Annotated in this window: 19 protein-coding genes and 2 tRNA genes; 9 read left to right on the forward strand and 12 right to left on the reverse strand. The window is 39.7% G+C overall.

Translation table 11 applies throughout. From position 1 onward, the window contains the following. Positions 1-28 precede the first annotated feature (28 nt). Positions 29-1,975, reverse strand: a complete 1,947-nt coding sequence (locus EP1X_RS08240; RefSeq protein WP_055283500.1) for a beta-CASP ribonuclease aCPSF1 — start codon at positions 1,973-1,975, stop codon at positions 29-31. 18 nt (positions 1,976-1,993) lie between these two features. Further along, the gene (gene psmB / locus EP1X_RS08245; protein ID WP_055283502.1) at positions 1,994-2,617 is read right to left on the reverse strand and encodes an archaeal proteasome endopeptidase complex subunit beta; all 624 of its coding nucleotides are present in this window, start codon (positions 2,615-2,617) and stop codon (positions 1,994-1,996) included. A 291-nt stretch (positions 2,618-2,908) separates the two neighbouring features. Between psmB and serK the strand changes: the two genes are divergently transcribed. From serK to EP1X_RS08265, 4 genes are all read left to right on the forward strand, one after another. Then, complete coding sequence (gene serK / locus EP1X_RS08250) at positions 2,909-3,640, forward strand: L-serine kinase SerK (protein WP_055283504.1); 732 nt, start codon at positions 2,909-2,911, stop codon at positions 3,638-3,640. 128 nt (positions 3,641-3,768) lie between these two features. After that, positions 3,769-4,902: an aminotransferase class I/II-fold pyridoxal phosphate-dependent enzyme gene (locus EP1X_RS08255; protein ID WP_055283506.1), complete on the forward strand. Its 1,134-nt coding sequence runs from the start codon at positions 3,769-3,771 to the stop codon at positions 4,900-4,902. Beyond that, complete coding sequence (locus tag EP1X_RS08260) at positions 4,899-5,876, forward strand: threonine/serine dehydratase (protein WP_055283507.1); 978 nt, start codon at positions 4,899-4,901, stop codon at positions 5,874-5,876. Before EP1X_RS08255 ends, EP1X_RS08260 begins: the two co-directional genes overlap by 4 nt. Then, the gene (locus EP1X_RS08265) at positions 5,876-6,538 is read left to right on the forward strand and encodes an HAD family hydrolase (protein ID WP_371180450.1); all 663 of its coding nucleotides are present in this window, start codon (positions 5,876-5,878) and stop codon (positions 6,536-6,538) included. The genes EP1X_RS08260 and EP1X_RS08265 overlap by 1 nt, the downstream gene beginning before the upstream one ends. 462 nt (positions 6,539-7,000) lie before the next feature. Here EP1X_RS08265 and EP1X_RS08275 read toward each other — a convergent pair. The 5 genes from EP1X_RS08275 to EP1X_RS08295 all read right to left on the reverse strand — a co-directional run bounded on the left by EP1X_RS08275 (position 7,001) and on the right by EP1X_RS08295 (position 10,225). Continuing rightward, positions 7,001-7,078, reverse strand: a tRNA-Val gene (locus EP1X_RS08275). A gap of 13 nt (positions 7,079-7,091) precedes the next feature. After that, positions 7,092-7,169 (reverse strand) — tRNA-Ala (locus EP1X_RS08280). Between the two features lie 182 nt (positions 7,170-7,351). Beyond that, positions 7,352-9,034: an ATP-dependent DNA ligase gene (locus tag EP1X_RS08285; protein ID WP_055283512.1), complete on the reverse strand. Its 1,683-nt coding sequence runs from the start codon at positions 9,032-9,034 to the stop codon at positions 7,352-7,354. A 43-nt stretch (positions 9,035-9,077) separates the two neighbouring features. Then, a complete protein-coding gene (locus EP1X_RS08290; protein ID WP_253276562.1) occupies positions 9,078-9,311 on the reverse strand; it encodes a hypothetical protein in 234 nt (77 codons plus the stop codon). Then, positions 9,308-10,225 (reverse strand): pantoate kinase, encoded by a 918-nt coding sequence (locus EP1X_RS08295; RefSeq protein ID WP_055283516.1) that lies wholly within the window; start codon positions 10,223-10,225, stop codon positions 9,308-9,310. The genes EP1X_RS08290 and EP1X_RS08295 overlap by 4 nt, the downstream gene beginning before the upstream one ends. A gap of 132 nt (positions 10,226-10,357) precedes the next feature. Here EP1X_RS08295 and EP1X_RS08300 point away from each other — a divergent pair, with 132 nt between their 5' ends. Next, positions 10,358-11,149, forward strand: a complete 792-nt coding sequence (locus tag EP1X_RS08300; RefSeq protein WP_055283518.1) for a dimethylarginine dimethylaminohydrolase family protein — start codon at positions 10,358-10,360, stop codon at positions 11,147-11,149. Here EP1X_RS08300 and EP1X_RS08305 read toward each other — a convergent pair. From EP1X_RS08305 to EP1X_RS08320, 4 genes are all read right to left on the reverse strand, one after another. After that, a complete protein-coding gene (locus EP1X_RS08305; protein ID WP_055283520.1) occupies positions 11,134-12,198 on the reverse strand; it encodes a saccharopine dehydrogenase family protein in 1,065 nt (354 codons plus the stop codon). The genes EP1X_RS08300 and EP1X_RS08305 overlap by 16 nt on opposite strands. A 46-nt stretch (positions 12,199-12,244) precedes the next feature. Continuing rightward, entirely contained in the window at positions 12,245-13,843 is a 1,599-nt protein-coding gene (locus EP1X_RS08310; RefSeq protein ID WP_055283521.1) for a Na+/H+ antiporter NhaC family protein, read from the reverse strand. 329 nt (positions 13,844-14,172) lie between these two features. Beyond that, on the reverse strand, positions 14,173-14,742 hold the full coding sequence (gene udg, locus EP1X_RS08315; protein ID WP_055283548.1) for a type-4 uracil-DNA glycosylase: 570 nt from the start codon (positions 14,740-14,742) through the stop codon (positions 14,173-14,175). Between the two features lie 4 nt (positions 14,743-14,746). After that, positions 14,747-15,118, reverse strand: coding sequence for a hypothetical protein (locus tag EP1X_RS08320; protein WP_055283523.1), 372 nt, complete (start codon positions 15,116-15,118; stop codon positions 14,747-14,749). A gap of 201 nt (positions 15,119-15,319) precedes the next feature. Here EP1X_RS08320 and tes point away from each other — a divergent pair, with 201 nt between their 5' ends. Together tes and EP1X_RS08330 are read left to right on the forward strand one after the other, a co-directional pair. Beyond that, positions 15,320-17,071, forward strand: a complete 1,752-nt coding sequence (gene tes / locus EP1X_RS08325; protein WP_055283524.1) for a tetraether lipid synthase Tes — start codon at positions 15,320-15,322, stop codon at positions 17,069-17,071. A gap of 5 nt (positions 17,072-17,076) precedes the next feature. Then, positions 17,077-17,349 carry a DUF3213 domain-containing protein gene (locus tag EP1X_RS08330; RefSeq protein ID WP_055283526.1) on the forward strand — a complete coding sequence of 91 codons (273 nt, stop codon included), beginning with the start codon at positions 17,077-17,079 and terminating at the stop codon, positions 17,347-17,349. 21 nt (positions 17,350-17,370) lie between these two features. On the opposite strand, the gene EP1X_RS08335 is transcribed toward EP1X_RS08330, so the two are convergent. Beyond that, complete coding sequence (locus EP1X_RS08335; RefSeq protein WP_055283528.1) at positions 17,371-18,852, reverse strand: DUF2139 domain-containing protein; 1,482 nt, start codon at positions 18,850-18,852, stop codon at positions 17,371-17,373. Positions 18,853-18,996: 144 nt separating this feature from the next. On the opposite strand from EP1X_RS08335, the gene ppcA reads away from it, so the two are divergent. After that, positions 18,997-20,427, forward strand: a complete 1,431-nt coding sequence (gene ppcA, locus EP1X_RS08340) for a phosphoenolpyruvate carboxylase (protein ID WP_055283530.1) — start codon at positions 18,997-18,999, stop codon at positions 20,425-20,427. A gap of 46 nt (positions 20,428-20,473) precedes the next feature. Beyond that, positions 20,474-20,803 carry a hypothetical protein gene (locus EP1X_RS08345; RefSeq protein WP_055283531.1) on the forward strand — a complete coding sequence of 110 codons (330 nt, stop codon included), beginning with the start codon at positions 20,474-20,476 and terminating at the stop codon, positions 20,801-20,803. Positions 20,804-20,824: the final 21 nt, after the last annotated feature.

Below are 20,824 nucleotides of genomic sequence, written 5' to 3' on the forward strand. Positions count from 1 at the left end.
ATTTACTCACCAAAAAATTAAGGAAAGATCACTTGAGTCTAATTGCATCTAAATTGTTAGGAGCTCTTGTTGAGATACCAAATTTCTTGTGAATGCTTGAAGCCAAATCTAAACACTTTTGAGGTTCTCCGTGTACAGTAATTACCCTTTCTGGTCTTGGTTTTACCCTTGCAACATAGCTCATTAACTCTCTTCTATCTGCGTGACCGGAGAATCCATCTATTGTGTGGATCTCCATGTTTATTTGGATGGCTTCTGTTCTTCCACCCTCTCCAATCATTGGTATCTCTCTAAGACCCCTTTGAACTTGTCTACCTAGAGTGCCTTCTGCCTGATAGCTCACAAAGATGAGAGAATTCCTTGGATCTGGAGCTAAGTTCTTGAAATATTCAACGCTCGGACCACCCACTAACATGCCCGAAGATGCTATGATTATAGCAGGCTCCTCACTCTCTATTATATCTTTTCTTTCACTAGCATTAGCAACAGGTTTAAAGATCTCGTTTAGGAAGGGGTTATAACCTTCATGGAATATCTGATTCCTCAGATTCTTGCTTAAGTATTCTGGATATGCCGTATGTATTGCCGTGGCCTCCCAAATCATTCCATCAAGATAAATTGGAGCATCTAAACCCCCAACTCTGGCGTACTCCTCCAGTACTATCATGATCTCCTGAGACCTTCCAACGGCCATGGCAGGGATTAAAACTTTTCCTTTGCGTTTTATTGTTTGTAAAATTACTTCAATAAGGCGCTTTTCTGCCTCTTCTCTTGGCATTTGGTAATCTCTACTTCCACCATATGTGGACTCCATGATAAGGGTCTCTAGCCTGGGAAACTTTGCATTCGCTGGTTCAAAAAGCTTTGTTGGAACAAATTTGAAATCTCCAGTTACAGCAATATTGTGAAGTCCATTTCCAACATGAAGATGAGCTATTGAAGAACCGAGAATATGGCCCGCATTATGTAAAGTAAGTCTAAGGTCTGGTGAGATGTCTCTAACTTCTCCATAATCGAGGGTTATAGTGTGCTTAACGACTTCCTTGATATCCTTCATTCTGTAAAGTGGTTCAACTCCATTACTTTGCTGAATTTCAATGAAGTCCTTCTGAAGGAGAACCATCAAGTCTCTTGTTGGGGGTGTTGCATAAATAGGACCATCAAAGAGGTTGTATCTAAATAGATATGGCAATAAGCCAGAGTGGTCTAAGTGGGCATGAGTAATTATTATAGCATCAAGCAGGCCCTCTTTAAGAACGTATGTGAATTCTGGGGCCTCAAAATGAGGAAGTCCTTTTTTAGGATCATTAAGCTCAGCGACATTAACTCCAAAATCTACTAGTACAAAGCTTTCATTTGTTTGAAGTAACAAAGCGCTTCTTCCAACTTCCCTAAATCCACCAAGACCCGTTATTCTTATCCAATCGCTTTTAAGTTCTGGCTTTCTGTATATGTTTTTCCCTACTTGTCTCAAAAATTTCCTTCTATCTTTGCTCTCTGATTGAAGTATTCCTCTAATTGAGTATATTGTCTGAGACTGTAAAGGAGGTGTTCTAATAACTTTGGGTGCCCAATAAACTTTTTGTGTAATTTCTCTAAGGGTTTCTCCATTTTTCCCGATAACTAATCCTGGCTTTTTAGCTTCAATTATGACTTCTCCAACAGAAGGATCAAAACTGATATTGGTTATCTCCGCCTCAGAAGGCACTATCTCCTTGATCAATTCTTCAGCTCTCTCCGGAGCCAAAAGAACGTCCGGGTCAGGTCTAACACTAATTCTCTTTTTTAAAACTTTAGCAAGGTTTTTTATGAGCTCACCATCTTGCATTACAACTTCAGGGTTTTTAACATAGATAACAAGTTCTGGTCCTTCAAATTCAACTTCAGTTATTCTAGCTTCTCGTGGGATCATCTGATTTATAATCTCTCTAATCTCCTTTAAGATCTCATCAACACTTGTTTCTCTTTTTATCACCGTAATCACCTCTTAGAATTAAAGTTTCTTGAGGATTTTCTCCACTTCTTCCTTAGAAAGCTCTTTGTATCCCTCTTCACTTATAATAACTACCATTATCCCATCTCCAGTAAAAACATCTCTTTTTATTGCTGTATTTATAGCTTTTATTGCAAGCTTAACACCCTTTTTTAGAGTAATTTTTTCATTATATTCATTATCTAAAACAGAATACGCAAACTCCATACCAGAGCCTGCAGAAACATACTTATCTTCGGTAATCCCCCCAGCCATGTCAATCGAATAAAGCTTTGGGCTTTCATCATATCCACCAATTAAGAACCAGCCAAAATAGGGGAAGTACCTTCTGCCACTCAAAACGTTGGATGTTAGTGTCGCTAAGGCCTTTGTGCTCATCTCTTTGCCAACTTTTGCCTTGTATAACCTTGCTTGTGCTCTGAGAACTCTAACAAGGCTTAAAATGTCACCTACACTGCCTGCTCCTGCTAGGACTAAATGGTCATCCACTTGGAAAATTTTTGTAACCTCCCTTGAAATAACCATGTTGCCCAATGAAGCCCTCTTGTCCGCAGCTAGGACTACTCCATCACTACAAACAATGCCTACTGTTGTTGTGCCTTTAATTTTGTCCAAAGCCCACACCCCTTAGGAATATTTTCTTAGCTTGAGAATAGAAACAACTGCTACAGTTGGGCTTTGATTACGGTAGTATTTAAAGTTTTCGCAAAAATATTGGCTTTTCTATTTCAAAATTTAAACATGGAAAACAAAGAAAAATGTTTACTCTCCCTGGAAGATCTGTACCTTAGAGAAAGACAAGGCTACTTATGCATATTCACTGGTGTGCTAGAGAGAACGCTCTTCAGATGAGAAGAAAAGCTTTTATTCCATGAAATGTTTTACAGTAGTGTAACTTCAGGGGAGGTATGAAGGATGGGTGTCGAAAAAGTTCCAAAATACAACATTCCAACAAAAAAAGTTGAATATGTTTTTATTGAACTTGACAAAATGAAGCCTCACGAGCAACTTGTCCAAAAAGAGCTTGAGGCGTTTATTGAAAGCGTAACTGGCTCTGGAGTTTTTTGGAAGCCTATGCTTTTGGCAAAAGTCCCAGGAGAAGACATGTATCTAATAGTAGATGGCCACCACAGATGGGCGGGTTTACAAAAACTTGGTGCCAAAAAAGCACCCTCAGTAATCCTAGACTACTTCAGTGATGATGTTAAGGTCTACACATGGTATCCTGCTTTTAAGGGAGACCTTGAGAAGGTTCTAGAAAGACTAAAGAAAGAGGGATTAGAAATCATTGAGGATTCCGAAGCTGAAGAAAAAGCAGAAAGAGGAGAAATAGCATTTGCTTTAATTGGTAAAGAAAAGAAGTTCTCTATTCCTGGAGCTATTAATGAACAGAAAAAAGTCAGTAAAGTGCTTGATGAGATGAGTGTTGAAGGAGAAATAGAACTCATATACTATGGACTTAAAGAAGATGCAGGAGAAGACATGGAGAAAGGTGAAATCGATTATGTCTTCATAAGAAAGGCCCCAAGTAAAGAAGAAGTCATGGAACTCGTAAAGAGAGGAGAGGTTTATTCTCCAAAAACTACAAGACACGTGTTGCCATTTAATCCAGATAAAATTGATGTGAAGCTTGAGGAACTCTTTTGAAGAACCCTTTTAACTCGATTTTATCTATTTCCCTATATTTTACTCCCTTTTTGCTACAAATTTTGAAATGTACTTCAGGCAACATTTATATACATTCTAGATTAGGTTGTTAACTAGGTGGTCTTGTCATGAAGGTAAAACCCTTTCTTGTTGAACGATTTATGGGAGAGCATGAACATAATGTAGAGATAAACATAGCTGAAACCTGTGTAAAGCCGTTTACTCTTGGAGAATTCCTAGAGTTTGTAGGAGAAGAAGATTTTTTAGAGGAAATTAAAGACCTAAGGCTCACTTATGGGTATGTTGAGGGCCTTCCAGAATTAAAGGAAGGGTTGGCAAGTTTTTATAAGCATGTGAGTGCAGAAAATATTTTCCCAACTCATGGGGCTATAGATGCTAACTTTCAGGTCTTTTACAGCTTGGTTGAGCCGGGAGATACTGTTATCTCAATCTTCCCTACATATCAACAGCTCTACAGTGTGCCCGAATCTTTTGGTGCCAATGTAAAACTCTGGCACCTTTATGAGGAGGAGGGATGGATGCCCAACCTTGACGAGCTGAACGAGTTGGTGGACAAAAAGACAAAACTCATAGTAATAAATAGTCCTAACAATCCAACTGGCGCCCTCTTGGATGAAAAAATGCTAAGAGGAATCAGTGAAATTGCTGAGGATGCAAACGCATATGTCTTGAACGACGAATCGTATAGAGGCCTTTATATAAACCCTCATGATTACGTTCCATCAATAGTTGACATTTCAGATAGAGGAATAGCAACGAGCTCTTTCTCAAAGCCTCTGTCCCTAACAGGCTTGCGCCTTGGATGGATAGCCACTTCTAATGAAGATGTTGCTAAAGAATTAGTCCTTCACAGAGACTATACTACTATAAGCATTAGCATACTCATAGAGAAGCTCGCTGCACTTGCAGTTAAAAACGCAAAGAAAATATATGAGCGCAACTTGAAAATACTTCACACAAACTTCAAGATTCTTGAGAATTGGGTTCGAGAAGAACCATTAATTGATTGGGTTCCGCCAAAAGCTGGCACTGTTGCATTCCTAAAATATAACCTTGAGATTCCATCAGAAGAACTTGCTATAAAACTCATGAAAGAAAAGAGCACATTTCTCGTTCCAGGCTCATGCTTCGGCATAGAAAACCATCTTCGTATAGGATATGGAAACCCCACTGAGGTTATGAAAGAAGGATTGAAACGCTTAAGGGAATTTTTAGCCTCACTCGAGGGAGAGGTTCAATGATCGATGTAGTTAAAGAGGTTACCGAAGCAGAGAAACGAATTAGGAAATACATAAGAGAAACGCCCCTAGAATATTCACATTTTTTAAGTCAAAAAGGAGATGCTAATGTCTATTTAAAGCTAGAGAACTTTCAAGTGACTGGTTCATTTAAAATTCGAGGTGTACTCAACAAACTGCTTTCTTTGAGTGAAGAAGAAAAGAGGAAAAAGATAATTACAGCTTCCAGCGGCAATCATGGAGTTGCATTTGCTTATGCTACTAGCGAGCTCGGTCTCAACGGAATCGTTTTCCTACCCGAAAATGCCTCACCTGCAAAAATCAAGGATATAGAGCAGTATAACGTGGAGCTCAAGTTTTATGGAAAGGATATTGTTGAAACTGAGAAATTTGCACGAGAATTTGCCGAGAAGAATGGGATGATATACGTACCTCCATATAACGATCCCAAAATTATCGGAGGACAAGGGACTATAGGAATTGAACTTGAAAGAGAGTTAAAAGAGATTGATGCAGTTCTTATACCCGTTGGGGGCGGAGGACTTATATCGGGGATAGCGGGTTACCTAAAGAGCTTAAACCCCAATATAAAGATAATCGGAGTTCAACCAGAAAATTCTGCCGTTATGTATCATTCAATAAAAGCAGAAAAGATTCTTCAAATGATATCAAAACCAACGCTAGCAGATGGCACCGCTGGAGGAATCGAGAAAAACTCAATAACCTTTGATCTGTGTAAAAAATATGTGGATGATTTCATTTTAGTAAGTGAAAAAGAAATTGCAACCGCTATACTCCTAATGTTAGAAAGGCATCATATGCTGGTGGAGGGTGCAGCCGCCCTCTCCGTTGCAGGATACTTAAAAGATTCCAAGAGGTTCAAACACAAGAACGTTGTTCTCATTATCAGTGGGTGTCGGATAAGTTTGAATATCCTTATTTCACTTTTAAAATCTAAATTTCCCATGGAAGAGTGATGAAGATGATAAAAGGACTGATATTTGACGTGGACGAAACCTTGGTTTACTATGAAGGATACGATGGAAGGGATTGGTTCAAAAACTGGGGAGAGGAGGAAATAAAAAAGCTTGGGATTGAGATTAATTTTGAAACTTACAGGAAGATGGTAAAAGGAGAACTTCCAAGAAGTTGGGTAGAGAAGCTTGGAGTGAATCACGTTGAATTCTGGAAAGCTATAGATAAAGCCAAGCTTAAATATAGGAAATGGGCAGCAGAAAGGGGATTAATAAAAGCCTTCCCTGATATTGGAACACTAAAAGAATTCAAACAGCTTGGCTTAAAGCTCGCAGCTGTTAGCAATGCTTCTCAAGAGTGTACAGAATTTGTATTGGAGCTTTTTAATATAAAAGATCAATTCGACGTTATCTTTGGTAAAGATTACAGGTATCTTGATGGTGCTAAACCAAACCCATATCTCATAAACAAAGCTCTTAAAGCACTAAACACTCTTCCTAAAGAAGCTCTTGTGGTTGGAGATTCCCTATCAGATATTCTAGCGGCACAGAAAGCAGGAGTGCAAGTTGTCCAAGTTATGAGGTTTGGCAGAATAGAAGGTGCAGATTACTATGTAAAAGACCTAAATGAACTTCTCCAATTGGTACTCCAGATTAATAGATAAGGATTTATAAAGGAAGTACCTAATTTATAATGCCCCTGCGCGAGGACCCACCCAATTAATGAAGGTGGGGGCGATGCAGGGGCAACAGCTCGGCCATAGCGAGGTCCCCACGGAAGGGCCTTCCGCGTTACGGAGCACAATGACCGTGGGAAACCCTGGCCGAGTACACTATTCTGGCCCGCCTGGGTTAAGCCGCTTGAGAGTGCCTTATGGCTTCAATGAGGGCGGTCGTTACGGGCGGGCCACATTTTGACTTCTAACTTCTCCTTCAGCTCGAAAAATGAGACTTTCAAGTATAACGAGAAACGTTCTAATGAATTTTAAAAGCTTTAAAAAGGGATCAATATCAAACTATACGACCCTATAACTAGAAAGATAAATTCTAGTCAGATAATAAAGCTTGTTTACGTCATATACCATCGAATAGGAATAAACAATTCAAACAGAAAAGTTTTTGCCTGGTGGTGGGCCCGCGGGGATTCGAACCCCGGACCTCCACCTTGTCAGGGTGGCGTCATAACCAGTCTAGACCACGGGCCCGCCCGAAAAGTTGTGGTGGACCGGCCGGGATTTGAACCCGGGGCCTCCGCCTTGCCAAGGCGGCGCTCATCCCAGGCTGAGCTACCGGCCCACTCCGTCTGTCCAGATACGTATCCCCAAAATGAGTTTAAAAACTTTACGCTTGTATCCAATGCGATGAAACACTCCTTTATTAAACTCCCTTTTAGTGGGCACCACTATATTTAGTTCTTCCATAGCATTGCTTGACGATGTGAAAGGTCAACCACTTTAAAAAGGAAAGTGAAGAATCCATCATTTACCTCCTTTCATTCTCTCTTGGAATTGGTATAACTCAGCTACTCTCTGGATGGTATCTGCATCTTCTGGTCCTTTATCTTCTCTCAGGGAGATATAGCGTGGGAACCTAAGCGCAAAACCGCTTTCGTATTTAGGACTCTTCTGTATCTCTTGATAGGCTACTTCTATAACTACTTTGGGTTCTAATTCTACTTCCTTGCCATGTTCTTTCTTTATGAGTGGTTTAAGCATTTTTGTAAATTCTATTAAATCCTCATCAGTGAACCCACTTCCTACCTTGCCCACTGGTACAAAGTCACCTCTTACTGGATCATAAGCTCCAAGAAGGAACGAACTAAGTACTCCACTCCTCCTGCCTTCTCCCCATTCTGCTCCAAGTATAACCAGATCTAAGTTTTCCATTGTGGGTTTGAGCTTAAGCCATTTCTTGCCCCTGTTACCGGGTTCATAAACTGAGTCTAGTCTCTTGGCCATAAGGCCTTCATGTCCCAAGTCTAAGGCTTTGTGATAAAACTCTTCTGCTTCTTCTGGATTCTTTGTTATGAGATTCTCTGCAGGTTTTATCCATTCGTTTGAATTTACAATACTCTCAAGAACCTTTCTACGTTCCATAAATTGGACATCTATCATGTTTTTGCCATCTACGTAGAGGACATCAAAGAGGTTAAGTTCAAGTGGGATTTTCTCTATCATTTCTTCTATATTGTACTTTCTCCTGAATCTCCTGAGCACATACTGGAAGGGTCTGGGCCGCCCCCCTTCTCCAACAGCAACGAGTTCTCCTTCTACTATAGCCTTCTTTGCTTTTAGAGCCTCTTTGACCCTTTCAACAACTTCCGGAATCGATTTGGTAACGTTTTCAAGACGTCTTGAATAGATGACTACGTTATTCCCGTCTTTGTGAACCTGGACTCTAGCTCCATCGTATTTAATTTCAAACTCAGCCTCACCACCCATCTCTATCAAGGCCTCTCTAACATTTGCAGCCATTTGGGCTAGCATGGGCCTTATGGGCTTACCTACTTGTATTTCTACTTTAGCTAACCCTTCGTTGCCCTCAAGCTTTGCAACCTTTGCCACGAATCCAAAATCACTCGTAAGCATGTACGCCCTTTCTACAAGTTCAACTTTTACTTTAAATGCATCGGCCAGAGCATCTCTCAAAAGACCTTCCGCAACTCCAGTTCTCATTGTCCCAAGAATGGTTCTCGCAAGATATTTTCCTTCCTCTGGAGAGGCATCCATAAAGAGATTAGCAAGATACTTGAGCTTTCGGTCTTGACTTCCTGCTCCCGAGGCTTCTGCAACTTTGACAAGTGTATTGTAGACTCTCTCCAAAGTAAGGGGCTGAGAAAAGAAGCTTTTTTGTTTTCTTTTACTTAAGGCCAAGGCAATACTCTCTCCGAGATCTCCGGTGTCTTTTATGGAGTTCTCTATCTCCTCACTCTTAATCCCTGTTGCCATAGACACGGCTTTTATTAAAAGCTTCTCACCAACGCCTAGCTCTCTCTCATCCCAATCCGGAAAGACTTTTCCAAGGATCATGTAAGGGACTATCTCAAGAAGCTCAGGCTTTGTAACAGATTTTAGAAAATCAGATACAAACTTTGTTTTGAGAGTTTTAAGTGTAGTTTTTTCAAGTCTTTTATATAACTCAGCCAACTCTTTGTAAAGCATTCGCACCACCAATAGTGCATTATTACATTAAAAAATAAAAAGGTTAATCTTCTCCAAACCTCGGTCTAAATCGGATGTACTCAAAAAACACTGTCGCTATGAAACCACTAATAAATACTAATGAAAGTGGGTATCTGCTACCCTCAAAAACTACTAAAAAGGCAAATCCCCCCGCAAATCCAGAGGCCATGAGTCCAATTCCTCTCTGTCCACTTTTATTTAGGAATACTGCAAGAAATAGAGACACAATAGCGAGAGTAAAATAAAGAATGTTCATAAGCTTCCCTCCATCCATCTTTCTACTTTAGGCTTTTGATTATAAATGTCACTGATATAATAATTTTCAATGGAAAGCTCTTCAAGCATTGTCTTTGTTTTTTCAATCTCATTCTCTTTTAAAAGGGCGAAAAGACTTTTACCTAGCATCACCATTGAAGAGGGCAAAGTTAAAACTCTATCTAGCTCTCTAGCAATCTCAAGCATATCCCCTGATAATAAACCTGTCCTCTCCGAAAATCTTCTAGCAGCGTTCATTAGAATCTCGACTCTCGGCTGTTTTAGAACTTCTTCTAATGCTAGCATACCCTCTTTTTCTATTAGTTTGACAACTTCACTATCAAGGATTTCTTTTGTAGATAATCTCCCTAGTGGAATAGCAAGCACTTTATACCCTTCAAAAAGGATGTTGTCCACTACACCTATCCCAGGGGCACCAGCTTTCACTCTTATCTCTACCCCACCATGGATTTGAGCTATAACGTCTCCCAATCCACCCTTATATTGTACTTCATATTTATGGGCTATTTGAGCAGCTTGAAGGAAGGTCTTCTCTTTAAATGCATACGCTAGTGATAATGCCGTTCCCAAGGCTCCACCTGCGCTGTTTCCAAAGCCATGACCATTCGGAAAGTCAAAATATTGCCAGATTTCAACTTCTCCAACGAATTCAGTGGGAATCATTTCATTTGCGACGGAATAACTTATTATCGCATCATCTTCTTTAACAGGTTCTCCATTAAAAGCTATGTGCACCTGCCTCTCGAGGCCTTCTTTATCTATATTTACAAAGATATTCGTGCCTTTATCCAAATTAATCCCCGCACCTAAAGAACCTGCTAACAATGGATCCTCATGAAACTTTGGAATGAAGAATGCTGTGATATGTGCTGGAACAAAGACTTTTATCAGCATTTTAGCACCCTCCACTGAAAAGTTATATAAAAGACTTTTAAATGTGAGCCCAATTAGTGTAGTTGTGTTCTTTTCATAACCCATGAGCAAACTATTTTAGCATAAGGCTTGTATTGAAATATGGTGCTTTGAATGGACAGATTATTTGATAGGGTTATAGTTAGACCTCCAGGAGAGAGTTATAAAAATTGTGTCTCAACAAACCCTCAGCATGCTACAATAGATGTCAAACTAGCCCAGAAGCAACACAGAGAATATGTGAAAGTTCTCAGAGAAAACGGGGTTGATGTTGTTGAGCTTGAACCATTAGAAACCCACCCTGACAGCGTTTTTGTTCAGGACACTTCGGTGATAGGAGCATCCTCAGGCGTAGCCATAATAGTAAGGTTTGGAGAACCAAGCAGAAGGGGAGAAGAAAAAAGCATTGAAAAGTTTTTGTTAGACAACGAAGTCAAAATTAACAAAATTCAAGCACCTGGCACACTTGAAGGGGGCGACGTTTTAGTAACTGATCAAGGAGTTATCTTTGTTGGAGAATCTCAACGAACGAACAGGCTTGGTATTGAGCAATTTGCTAAGTATTTCTCACATGTGAAGGTTGTTAGAGTCCCAGTGACGAAAGTCTTCCATTTACTGTCCGCTGTTAGTTATCTTGGAAACAAGACTATTACAATTTCTCCTCAGATCATCGATGTAAGTTATTTCAAAGGATTCAAACTAATAACGATTCCAGAAGAGGAGCTTTATGCAAATAATATGCTATACTTAGGGAATAAAATGGTCCTAATTCCTGCAGGGTACTCAAAAACCGAAGAAAAATTAAAGAGAGAGGGTTTCAAACCGATTACTCTCGACGTTTCTGAGTTTTGGAAAGGAGATGGAGGAGTTACTTGTCTGAACTCGCCATTCTACAAGCCTTTATAATACTCCTCCAGTGTTATATTTCTCTTTCTGACTTCTTTTACTATATACTTAAATAGTTCCTCTTCCATTCCAAAGAGCTCCGGTGGGATGATTCCAGCCTCAAATTCGTATTTTAGCATTATTCGTGCTGTTATTGCTGTTATGTATCCAGTACTTCTTGCCATTGAACTAAAGCCTTCTCGAGCTTCATCATACATGAAGTACTTGATTTCTTGGTCTCCACTTCTTCCGTAGACTTCCATTATTGAGAAATCCTCACTTTCAAACTGCATTAATGGTAGAATTACTTTCATTGTGAAGTCCAGGTTCTCTTTTCTAAAGAAACCAAGTTCTTTCAGCACTTTCATCCTTTCCAGGTGTCCCTTCCACCTTAAAGTATTCTCATAGAGGTTGTCTGCTTCAATCGTTGTTAAAAGGGTTCTCAATCCATCACTAACAAAACTTTCAAACTCAAAATTTCCGATCTTAACTTCTTTAATTTCTTCCAAAGGATCTACTGTCACAAGACGTCCGCCTTTTATAATCCTAGCAGGACGTGTGTACTCCTCTATTAAGTCATATGGTGAAAAGACCACCTTGTAATAAAGGGGCGCCTTAGGGTTTTTTGGCAATCCACCAACACTTATTACTCCCTCATCCAGTTTTCCAAATTGGGATGCTATGTAGCCCATTAAAATATTGCTTAACCCTGGTGCAAATCCTGCGTCTACAGCTATTCTCACCCCTGCTTTTTTAGCATCCTCATCCAGCCTCAGTGGGTCCTCTGGCATAAACGAGACATCAACCATATCTTTTTTGGCTTTTATCGCTGCTTTTAGTGTGGTAAATCCAAATCTTCCTGGTAAGGCCCCTATAACAAAATCAAACCTTCTCATTGTTTCTACCAATTGGTCAAACTTTGACGCATCAAGCTGGATAGTAGCCCCAAACTCTTCAGCTAATTTTAATCGTTTTTCATTTATATCTCCTATAAAAACCTCGTAATCCTTGCTAAGATCAAAAGCAATTAACCTACCAACATCTCCAGCACCCAATATGAGAATCTCCATGCTTTCACCTCAAAAGCTTAAAAAGAGGAAAAAGAGTAGAAAGAGCTCACTCCTCGACAACATATACCGGCACTTTTCCGTGTGGAATTCCGTATTTCTTGCCGTACCATTCACTAAGCACGTACCAAGCAACAATTAGGAGCACAAAGCCTATTGGTAGCAAGACTGGCCAGCTGTGGACACCTATTGCAAAGAGGATGTAGAGGATTATTCCACTTCCTGCAGCTGTTACGGCGTATGGAATCTGGGTATTTACGTGATCTATGTGGTCACTTCCTGAGAACATTGAACTCATAATTGTGGTATCACTTATTGGTGAACAGTGGTCACCAAAGATACCACCAGCAAAAACTGCACCTATTGAGGCATAGAGAACGGGACCAATTTGTCCGCCTGTAATTTGATATGCTAAAGGAATTGCAATTGGCATGAGGATACCGAAAGTTCCCCAAGAAGTTCCTGTTGTAAATGATATGAACATTGCTACTAGGAATACTATAAGTGGGACTATTCCTGCTGGAATGTTTGCGCTTGTAGCTAGGTTTACTACATAATCAGCGGTTCCAACAGCGGTTGTAGCACTTTTGATACTCCATGCAAGCACTAAAATTGCAGTTGCCAACATCATTTGTTTCATACCTTGGACAATTGCGGTTTCAACTTCTTCAACTGTCATTTGTTTTCTTGCAAGAATTATTACCATTCCAACCAAGACCATGCTAAATGAACCCCAGAGCAAGGCAGTGGCAGCATCGGAGTTCGAAAGTACTCCCATCAGACCTTCCTCTGCGTAAGTTGCTCCTCCACCACCAGTGTACCACATTCCATAGAGAGTTATAAACACAAGGCTAAGGATCGGTAGGATAAAGTTCCAGACATCTCCAGTTTCTTTTGGCATTCCAAGATCCACTTCAGTTGTCATTAATGGTTTAGCTCCATCACGCATGACTTTTCCAGTTGTCCTTGCCCTATACTCAGCATGGAGCATTGGGCCGTAGTGTCTGTGAGTATAAGCAACTAGGAACACTAGTATTATAGCCAAGATTGAATAGAACCTATAAGGAACACTTGAAAGCCAAGCAGCATAGGAACCGAGAGTAATTCCAAGGCTATCAAAGGATTCACCAATCAATCCAATTTCGTAGCCGATCCATGTAGAGACTAATGCTAATCCAGCTACTGGTGCTGCGGTTGAATCATCGATATAAGCAAGCATTTCTCTTGAGACCCTTGCCCTGTCTGTTATTGGCCTCATAGTGTTACCAACTATGATGGTGTTGGTATAGTCATCGAAGAAGACAAGAATTCCCAAAAGCCATCCAAGCACCGAGGCACCTTTACTGTTCTTCACCTTCTTTGTTAAACTTCTTGCAACTGCATGGGCTCCTCCTGATTTATAAATTAGTCCAACTCCGGCACCAATCAGAAAGTCAAAGACTAAAATCGTTGCATTCCAGCTGTCTGTCACATTCTCAATTATCCAAGTCCATGTTTGAATTGTGCCGGTTACTGGGTTCCATCCAGATGCCATGACTCCACCAATCCAAACACCTGCAAACAAAGCGAATAATACTCTTTTTGACCAGATAGCCAATATAATAGCTACCAAAGGTGGCAGCAAAGACAAGATTCCAAAGTCCGCCATTCCATAAACACCCCCAGTATCAATATTTGCGAGTCCGAATTCTTCGAGTATTTTATAAATTTTTTGGAGATTTTGTTGTATATTTGCTAATTACCGAAATTTTTAAGGAGTACACTGCCATATCTCGAAATTCCTTCTATGAACAATATTGTAGGTTCCTGTTCTTTGTAGTTTATATGTGATAAGCTGTGTTTAACATTATACAATACAGCTCTCTTTCCATAAAAACGTTTTCCCGAGATTTTTGTATAATTTTAGAACAACCTCTAAATATTATTTGGAGAGGCTAAAAGAACTATAAAAGAAGCTTCAAAAAGTGTTTAACAAAGTTAAAGCAAATCATCCAGAAGAGTTCGAAGCTTTTTAAAATCCTTTTCTAATTCTTCTCTAAGTTGGGGTCTATAAAGAGCAACAGCAGGATGGTAAATTGGCATTATGACAATTTTGCCAAAAAGTGTCCTTGCTTCAAAGGTCTTCCCGTGAATCTTGCTTATCGGCTCTGGCTCAAACCCAAATTTCTTGAGGATATATGACATCGAATGCCTGCCCAGTGGCACTATGATTTTTGGTCGAAGTAGATCGATCTGCATATCCAGATATGGAGAACATGTTTTTATCTCTTCTTCTGTTGGATCCCGATTGTTTGGAGGTCTACATTTTATGATGTTTGTGATATACACCTCATCTCTCGTTAGACCAATACTTTCTAAAAGTTCATCTAATACCTTCCCTGCCCTTCCCACAAAGGGCAAGCCTTTCTGATCTTCCCAGTATCCTGGTCCTTCTCCAACAAACATTATCTTCGATTCGTAGCTCCCTGAACCCGGAACAGCGTTTGTTCTAAGTTCTCCTAAAGGACACTTTCTGCAAGTTTTTACTCGTTCTTCCAACTTCTTCATTGCTTCATGCTTTTTTGCCACTTTTAACACCCAACCTTTCTTGAGAAAGATAAGCTGTTAAAAGTTCTTTCCAAGCAGTATAGTATCCTTTCTCGTAATCATCTCTAAATTCATGCTGGAGAATACTTTCAAAATGTTCGAGAAGCTCTTGGGCCTTTTCATTATTGGGCTCTCGAATAAGCTGGACTATCAATGCATCTGAATCGGTGTCTTTTAAAGCTGAAAGAAACCCATTTATAGCCCTACTATACCCTCTCCCCCATTCATCGTCACCTACTATCTTCTCGAGCTTATCAATATGAGACTTAGCCTTAGCATAGTCTCTCCGCATCAAGGCCTTGAGGAACATTTCCATTCTCATTTCTCTTGCAGGCATTTTTCACCACCAGCTTATGTGACACGACTGTATTTTTAATACTTTTCAATGAATCCTCACATCAAAACCATGAGTGAACATTTTTACCAATGAGATTCACATCCCTTTCAACTCTTTTGGTACACCTATGAAAGTAAATCTTCATATTTACGCAAAAGTTTTTATACTCCATGTTTGTAAAAACTCTTAGAGGTGAAGAATATGGAAGAAGCATCTGGGGTGGTGCCAAGCGGAGAAAAAGAATTTGAAGAATCAAGCAAGCACCCCCAAGACATTATTGAATACCCTGAAATCAGTGATGAAGAGTTCTACAAACTCCTTAGCAAAGCCAGTAAGCATTATGGTGGGTCTCTGCCCCATAAGACATGGTCTATTTGTCCAGAAACACGTGACATTGTCCCTGCTGTTGTCTGGGAAAAAGATGGAAAAATTTGGATAACAAAGAAATGTTCTGAAGGTATGATTACTGATGTTTATTATGAAGATGCTGAGATGTACAAACGCTTTGAAGAGTGGAAATTTGAGTTTAAAATAAAGACGTATAATGTTGAGAACACAGGTGTTAATTGTCCTTTTGATTGCGGTTTATGTCCAAGACATTACTCCCATACAAACCTTCTTAACATTGTTTTGACCAATCGGTGTAATTTATCTTGTTGGTATTGCTTTTTCTATGCCAAAGAAGGGCAACCAATTTACGAGCCTACTTTAGAGCAGATTAGAATAATGCTCCGTAATGCAAAGAAAGAAGAACCTGTTGGGGCGAACGCAGTTCAGTTCACAGGAGGAGAACCAACGCTTAGGGATGATATTATCGAGATTGTCAAAATAGCAAAAGAAGAAGGTTATGACCACATTCAATTGAACACGGATGGAATAAAACTTGCCTTTGACCCTGTACTTGTGAAAAATCTCCGAGAAGCAGGTGTAAATACCCTCTATCTAAGCTATGATGGAATGACTCCTCAAACCAATTGGAAGAACCACTGGGAAATTCCATTGATTTTCGAGAACGTAAGAAAAGCTGAAGGGCCTGGAATAGTTCTGGTACCCACCACTATAAGGAACGTAAATGACCATGAGCTTGGAGCTATTATAAACTTTGGTCTTAACCATCTTGACATAGTCAGGGGCGTAAACTTCCAACCAATTTCCCTTGTTGGAAGAGTCCCAAGAAGAGAGAGACAGCGCTTTAGAATCACAATTCCTGGGGCAATACAAAAAATAGATGAGCAAACAAATGGAGCTATAGCAAAAGAGGATTGGTACCCGATTCCTATAGCTGGCCACATTGCAAGATTCTTTGAGGCTTTTGCAGGTAGAAAATACTACATGACCTCCCACTTTGGATGTGGGGCTGCTACTTACATTTTCCTTGACGAGAATAGAGTAATTCCCATCTCTAGGTTCCTTGATGTTGAGGGATTCGTAGAATTCTTAGAAGAGAGAGTAGAAGAAATTAAAGAATGGAACTCACTAGGAAGACTTCAAAAGTTAAAGCTTGGAGCAGAAATCTTTCTAAAGTTTAAGAGTTTCTATGATGAGGACTATGCTCCAAAAAGCTTTGATGTGCTTAAAATTATGAGACATGCCTTCACCCATGGAACCTATGAAGCCTTAGGAGAATTCCACAACAGAACTCTATTCCTTGGCATGATGCACTTCATGGACGAGTACAATTATGATATTGAGAGAGTGGAGAGATGCGTGATTCATTATGCACTACCGGATGGAAGAATAGTGCCATTCTGCACATTTAATGTGATTCCTGAACTATATAGGGACAAAATCCAAGCTCAATTCAGCTATACGTGGGAAGAATGGAAGGCTCTACATCCGGAATGGGAATATAAAAAAGATAAATACGTAAGAACCAGGGAGTTTATAGAACAAATGAAAAGAAGCGAACTATACAAAAAGACTTACATAGACATAAAGAATTATTTTGGGTGAGAGAGATGAAGAGGATAGATTTTAAACTCAATAACATCACGCCCGCCGAGGCTAGGAAAACTCAATACCAACTCCTACTAAACCCAGCAGTATACAGAGTATTTCTAAACGGGTATACGAAAAAGGGTTACATAATATTCGAGGAAAACAAACTTCCTCAAGAAAAACTTCTAGAAATGCTCAGAATCTTTGAACCAATAATCATCAGTGAGAGGAAAACTACTCAAGAAGAGCTGATTGAGAGTAGTCTAAGCTGGAAGAACACAATAGGAACCTGATCTATTTAAAAATTAAATGAATCAAAGAAGTTCTATTTTTATTTTTCCTGCAAAGTCCGGTTTTTTGAGTTTAAATGAAACAATGCCACTAAAAGCAGATAGATCAATGACGTTCCTTCCTTCCTCAATGCCAATGACTTCCTCATAAGCCCTCCCCACTGGAAGGGAAAGATCATACTCATATACTGTCAGTCTATTGTCTTTACTCGCATTTATTATCATCCTCGGGTTTTTATATCCATCAAGAGGTATTCCTCCAAATGCACTTGCTCCAAAAAGTTGCTCTGCTTTTGCAAGAGAAGCCATTTCAATGGAAATACTTAATGCTGGGGGAGCCCTCTGTATTATCGCTTCGTCTAGAATAACAATATCCTTGTTTCCGGTATCAAACGGAGTAGCCTCTAATGCACCAGTATTTGGAGTTGTATTTGTTCCAAGTAATATCTTTCCAAAGGCCTTTTCAATGCTTGTTATTCTTGCTCCAAAGATACCAACGATTTTGACCATTGGTGGGGTTATATAGAGAAGTAGAGAGGGAGCATTTATACTATTGGTGAACTCTGCCATGATTTTTCCTTCTTCATTCATAGGTCTATACACCGCATCATGATGTGCATTATAGGCTACTAGAATGCCCCCACCTATTGTTAGTGCATTTGTTCTCATGGGGGCGTAGAAATTTGGAAAATCAAAGAGTCTCACAAAAACCATTTCTTCTTCATTAACTGGATTTCCAACGAACATTCCCCCTCTAACAAAGGCAAATACTCTGTTATATGCGCTTTCCATATCTCCAAGGTTAGGTCGTACAAATGAGTTTCCATCAACTGAGGTCTGACCTACTGGGAACCGCTCCCACTTTCTTGTAATAAGATCAAAGACATGAACCTCCATCATGCCCCAATTGAAATTTTTGCCTACCCCAAAGAAGACAGTATCATGAACAAGCGCTCCCTTGAGGCTTGGGTTTTCATTCAAAAGTTCCATTTTTCCACTCTTCCTATCGAGTTCATATATGCCGAGATTTGCATGACCATCCTCTCTTGCTATGAGGAGTTTGTCTTCATAGGGGTCATAAATTATGTCACTGACCTCTCCGGCCCAGTCAGTATTATGGTGAATCGATTCCTTCCATAGGAGTCTTATTTCATCATTTTCAGTATCATATTCATGAACATGAGAGTACTTGTTTACAAAACTTATAGTGGATTTTTCATTTTTCCCTTCATAGATTGCTGGAGCATGAACCCAACCTCCAAAATAAATAAATTCATCCACCGTCTCAACTGCATTGTACGTATCTCCACCGGATGTTGGTTTTTCTCCAACAAGCTCGAACTCATAGATTCTTTTTGAGTCTTCCCTTATGAAGTGGGCTTGGGCCTCAAATGCCACTGTAAAATAGAGAACATCGTTATGATATCTTAGGCCAAATATGCCCCCACTTCCCCATTCTGGACCATATCTTTGAGGAAACCTATTAATATGTTTCAGTATTTTCATAATCACCACCAGCAAAGATTGTTTTTAAAGAATTAAAATGTTATGCAAAGTGAACAAGAATATTTTGAGATTTTCTGTCATACATACAATAAATTAATCAAAAACCTTAAAATTTTTACATTCTCTCTCGATTTGGTGGGCAAAATGATACCAAGGACAATGAGTACTCAACATCCTGACAACGTATTCATACCATTTTTTGCACATGAAAGTTCTCTGGGAGGAGAAGACGAAGTCTTGGAAGCGTTCTACGCTTTTAGTGTACTTGAAGTGCAGGAACAAATGTGGGACTTTGAAGGAAAAGAAGTAGACGAGTTTGTAGTAAAAAAACTACTAGAAAAATATGGGGAATTCTTTAAAAAGAAGAAACTAGGCAAAGATTTTAGAATAACTCCCCGTGTCCCGAATCCCAGTGTAGAAAAGGCTGAAGCTAAACTTTTACTTGAAACTCTCGAAAGTATACCTCGCTCTGCAGACTATGCCAAGATTTTCTATAATGAGGAGATTGCTCCAATATTCGAAGTTATACTCCCAATGACAACTTCATCAGAGGAAATAGAAAGAGTTTATGAGCTCTACAAAAAATACATAATAGGAAAACAGTACAAACGAGTCTATGACGTGAAGATCTATGAATGGATTGGAAAATTCTACCCGGAAGAAATAAGTGTTATACCTCTTTTTGAGACAAAAGAAGCCATATTAAATGCACATGAAATCTTAGAAGAATACTTAACGGGAAAACAATTTGAATATCAGCGAATCTTTCTCGCAAGAAGTGATCCCGCAATGAATTACGGCTTGATAAGTGCTGTTATCTATGATAAATATGCACTGTTCAAACTTCAGGAACTTGAAGAGGAAATTGGTATTACCATATACCCAATAATAGGCGTAGGTGGAGTACCATTTAGGGGGCATTTTACCCCCAATAATGTTGAAGAAGTCTTGGAAGAATACCCAAGTGTTCAAACTTTTACCATCCAGAGTTCATTTAAATACGATCACCAGCCAAAAGAAGTTATTAAAGCCATTGAACATGTTAACGACTCTAAGCGAAAGACTGCAGAACCAATAGGTGAGGAAATCTTTGCGATTTTAGAAAAGTACAAAGAAAAATACTCTAAAGAACTCAGACCTCTAGCTCCACTTATAAGAGAAGTAGCAAAATATGTGCCCTCAAGGAGAAGAAGGAAGCTCCACATAGGTCTTTTTGGATACTCAAGGGAAGTTAATGGCATGGCCCTACCAAGAGCCATAAAGTTTACTGCATCCCTCTATTCCCTTGGCATTCCACCAGAGGTCTTAGGACTGAGTGCTTTAAGTGAAAGTGAGTTAGACAAAATCAGCGAACACTATAAAGGCCTTTACAGAGATCTTAACTTTGCCATGATGTTTTTTAACCCGAGAGCAGCTGAGAAGTTCAAGTTCTTAAAGCCTATTGCCGACTTTCAAAAGGAGTTTGGAGTCGAGCCTGTTGAAGAGCATGAGGCAATAACCACGAAGATACTAAGCGGAGAGTTCGATGAGAGTTTAATCGTCGAAGCAGCGGGTTTGAGAGGGTTTTTGGGTTGAGTTAGGTTTTAATACCCTTCCACCAGAAAACCTACGGTGTGCTACCATGCTCATGGAGTTCACATTGGGCTTTTTATTTATTCTCGCATGGGTTGGATTTTTCATTTTGATTGGACAACAGAAAAGTGTAGTGAAGGCATCACTGGGCATTTTTCTTCTGTTCACCGCAATGAGTGTAATGAACTACCTTAAGTGGCACCTTGGTGAGCCTCGTGGCTGGTTTATTGGCTTCATCACAGGCTTTCCACTTGGTTTATGGCTCGTTCGGAGAATCGGACCAGATAAACCTACCGAGGAAAGTGCTGTCGCCCTTTTCCTCCTCGGCCCACTCATCTTCGCGTTTATCCTCATAATCATCTTATTCATCTGGGGGTAAAAATATTCAAAAAGCAGAATA

Origin of the sequence: Thermococcus sp. EP1 (assembly GCF_001317345.1) — an archaeon.
Taxonomy (GTDB): Archaea; Methanobacteriota_B; Thermococci; order Thermococcales; family Thermococcaceae; genus Thermococcus_A.

Coding starts and splice junctions, on each gene's coding strand:
- EP1X_RS08345 (WP_055283531.1), top strand. CDS start 20,474: ATGCTCATGGAGTTCACATTGGGCTTTTTATTTATTCTCGCATGGGTT.
- EP1X_RS08290 (WP_253276562.1), bottom strand. CDS start 9,311: ATGAACATTCTTTATTTTACTCTCGCTATTGTGTCTCTATTTCTTGCA.
- EP1X_RS08310 (WP_055283521.1), bottom strand. CDS start 13,843: ATGGCGGACTTTGGAATCTTGTCTTTGCTGCCACCTTTGGTAGCTATT.
- ppcA (WP_055283530.1), top strand. CDS start 18,997: ATGATACCAAGGACAATGAGTACTCAACATCCTGACAACGTATTCATA.
- EP1X_RS08330 (WP_055283526.1), top strand. CDS start 17,077: ATGAAGAGGATAGATTTTAAACTCAATAACATCACGCCCGCCGAGGCT.
- EP1X_RS08260 (WP_055283507.1), top strand. CDS start 4,899: ATGATCGATGTAGTTAAAGAGGTTACCGAAGCAGAGAAACGAATTAGG.
- EP1X_RS08295 (WP_055283516.1), bottom strand. CDS start 10,225: ATGCTGATAAAAGTCTTTGTTCCAGCACATATCACAGCATTCTTCATT.
- udg (WP_055283548.1), bottom strand. CDS start 14,742: ATGAAGAAGTTGGAAGAACGAGTAAAAACTTGCAGAAAGTGTCCTTTA.
- EP1X_RS08300 (WP_055283518.1), top strand. CDS start 10,358: ATGGACAGATTATTTGATAGGGTTATAGTTAGACCTCCAGGAGAGAGT.
- EP1X_RS08305 (WP_055283520.1), bottom strand. CDS start 12,198: ATGGAGATTCTCATATTGGGTGCTGGAGATGTTGGTAGGTTAATTGCT.
- tes (WP_055283524.1), top strand. CDS start 15,320: ATGGAAGAAGCATCTGGGGTGGTGCCAAGCGGAGAAAAAGAATTTGAA.
- EP1X_RS08265 (WP_371180450.1), top strand. CDS start 5,876: ATGAAGATGATAAAAGGACTGATATTTGACGTGGACGAAACCTTGGTT.
- serK (WP_055283504.1), top strand. CDS start 2,909: ATGGGTGTCGAAAAAGTTCCAAAATACAACATTCCAACAAAAAAAGTT.
- EP1X_RS08255 (WP_055283506.1), top strand. CDS start 3,769: ATGAAGGTAAAACCCTTTCTTGTTGAACGATTTATGGGAGAGCATGAA.
- EP1X_RS08285 (WP_055283512.1), bottom strand. CDS start 9,034: ATGCTTTACAAAGAGTTGGCTGAGTTATATAAAAGACTTGAAAAAACT.
- EP1X_RS08320 (WP_055283523.1), bottom strand. CDS start 15,118: ATGCCTGCAAGAGAAATGAGAATGGAAATGTTCCTCAAGGCCTTGATG.
- EP1X_RS08335 (WP_055283528.1), bottom strand. CDS start 18,852: ATGAAAATACTGAAACATATTAATAGGTTTCCTCAAAGATATGGTCCA.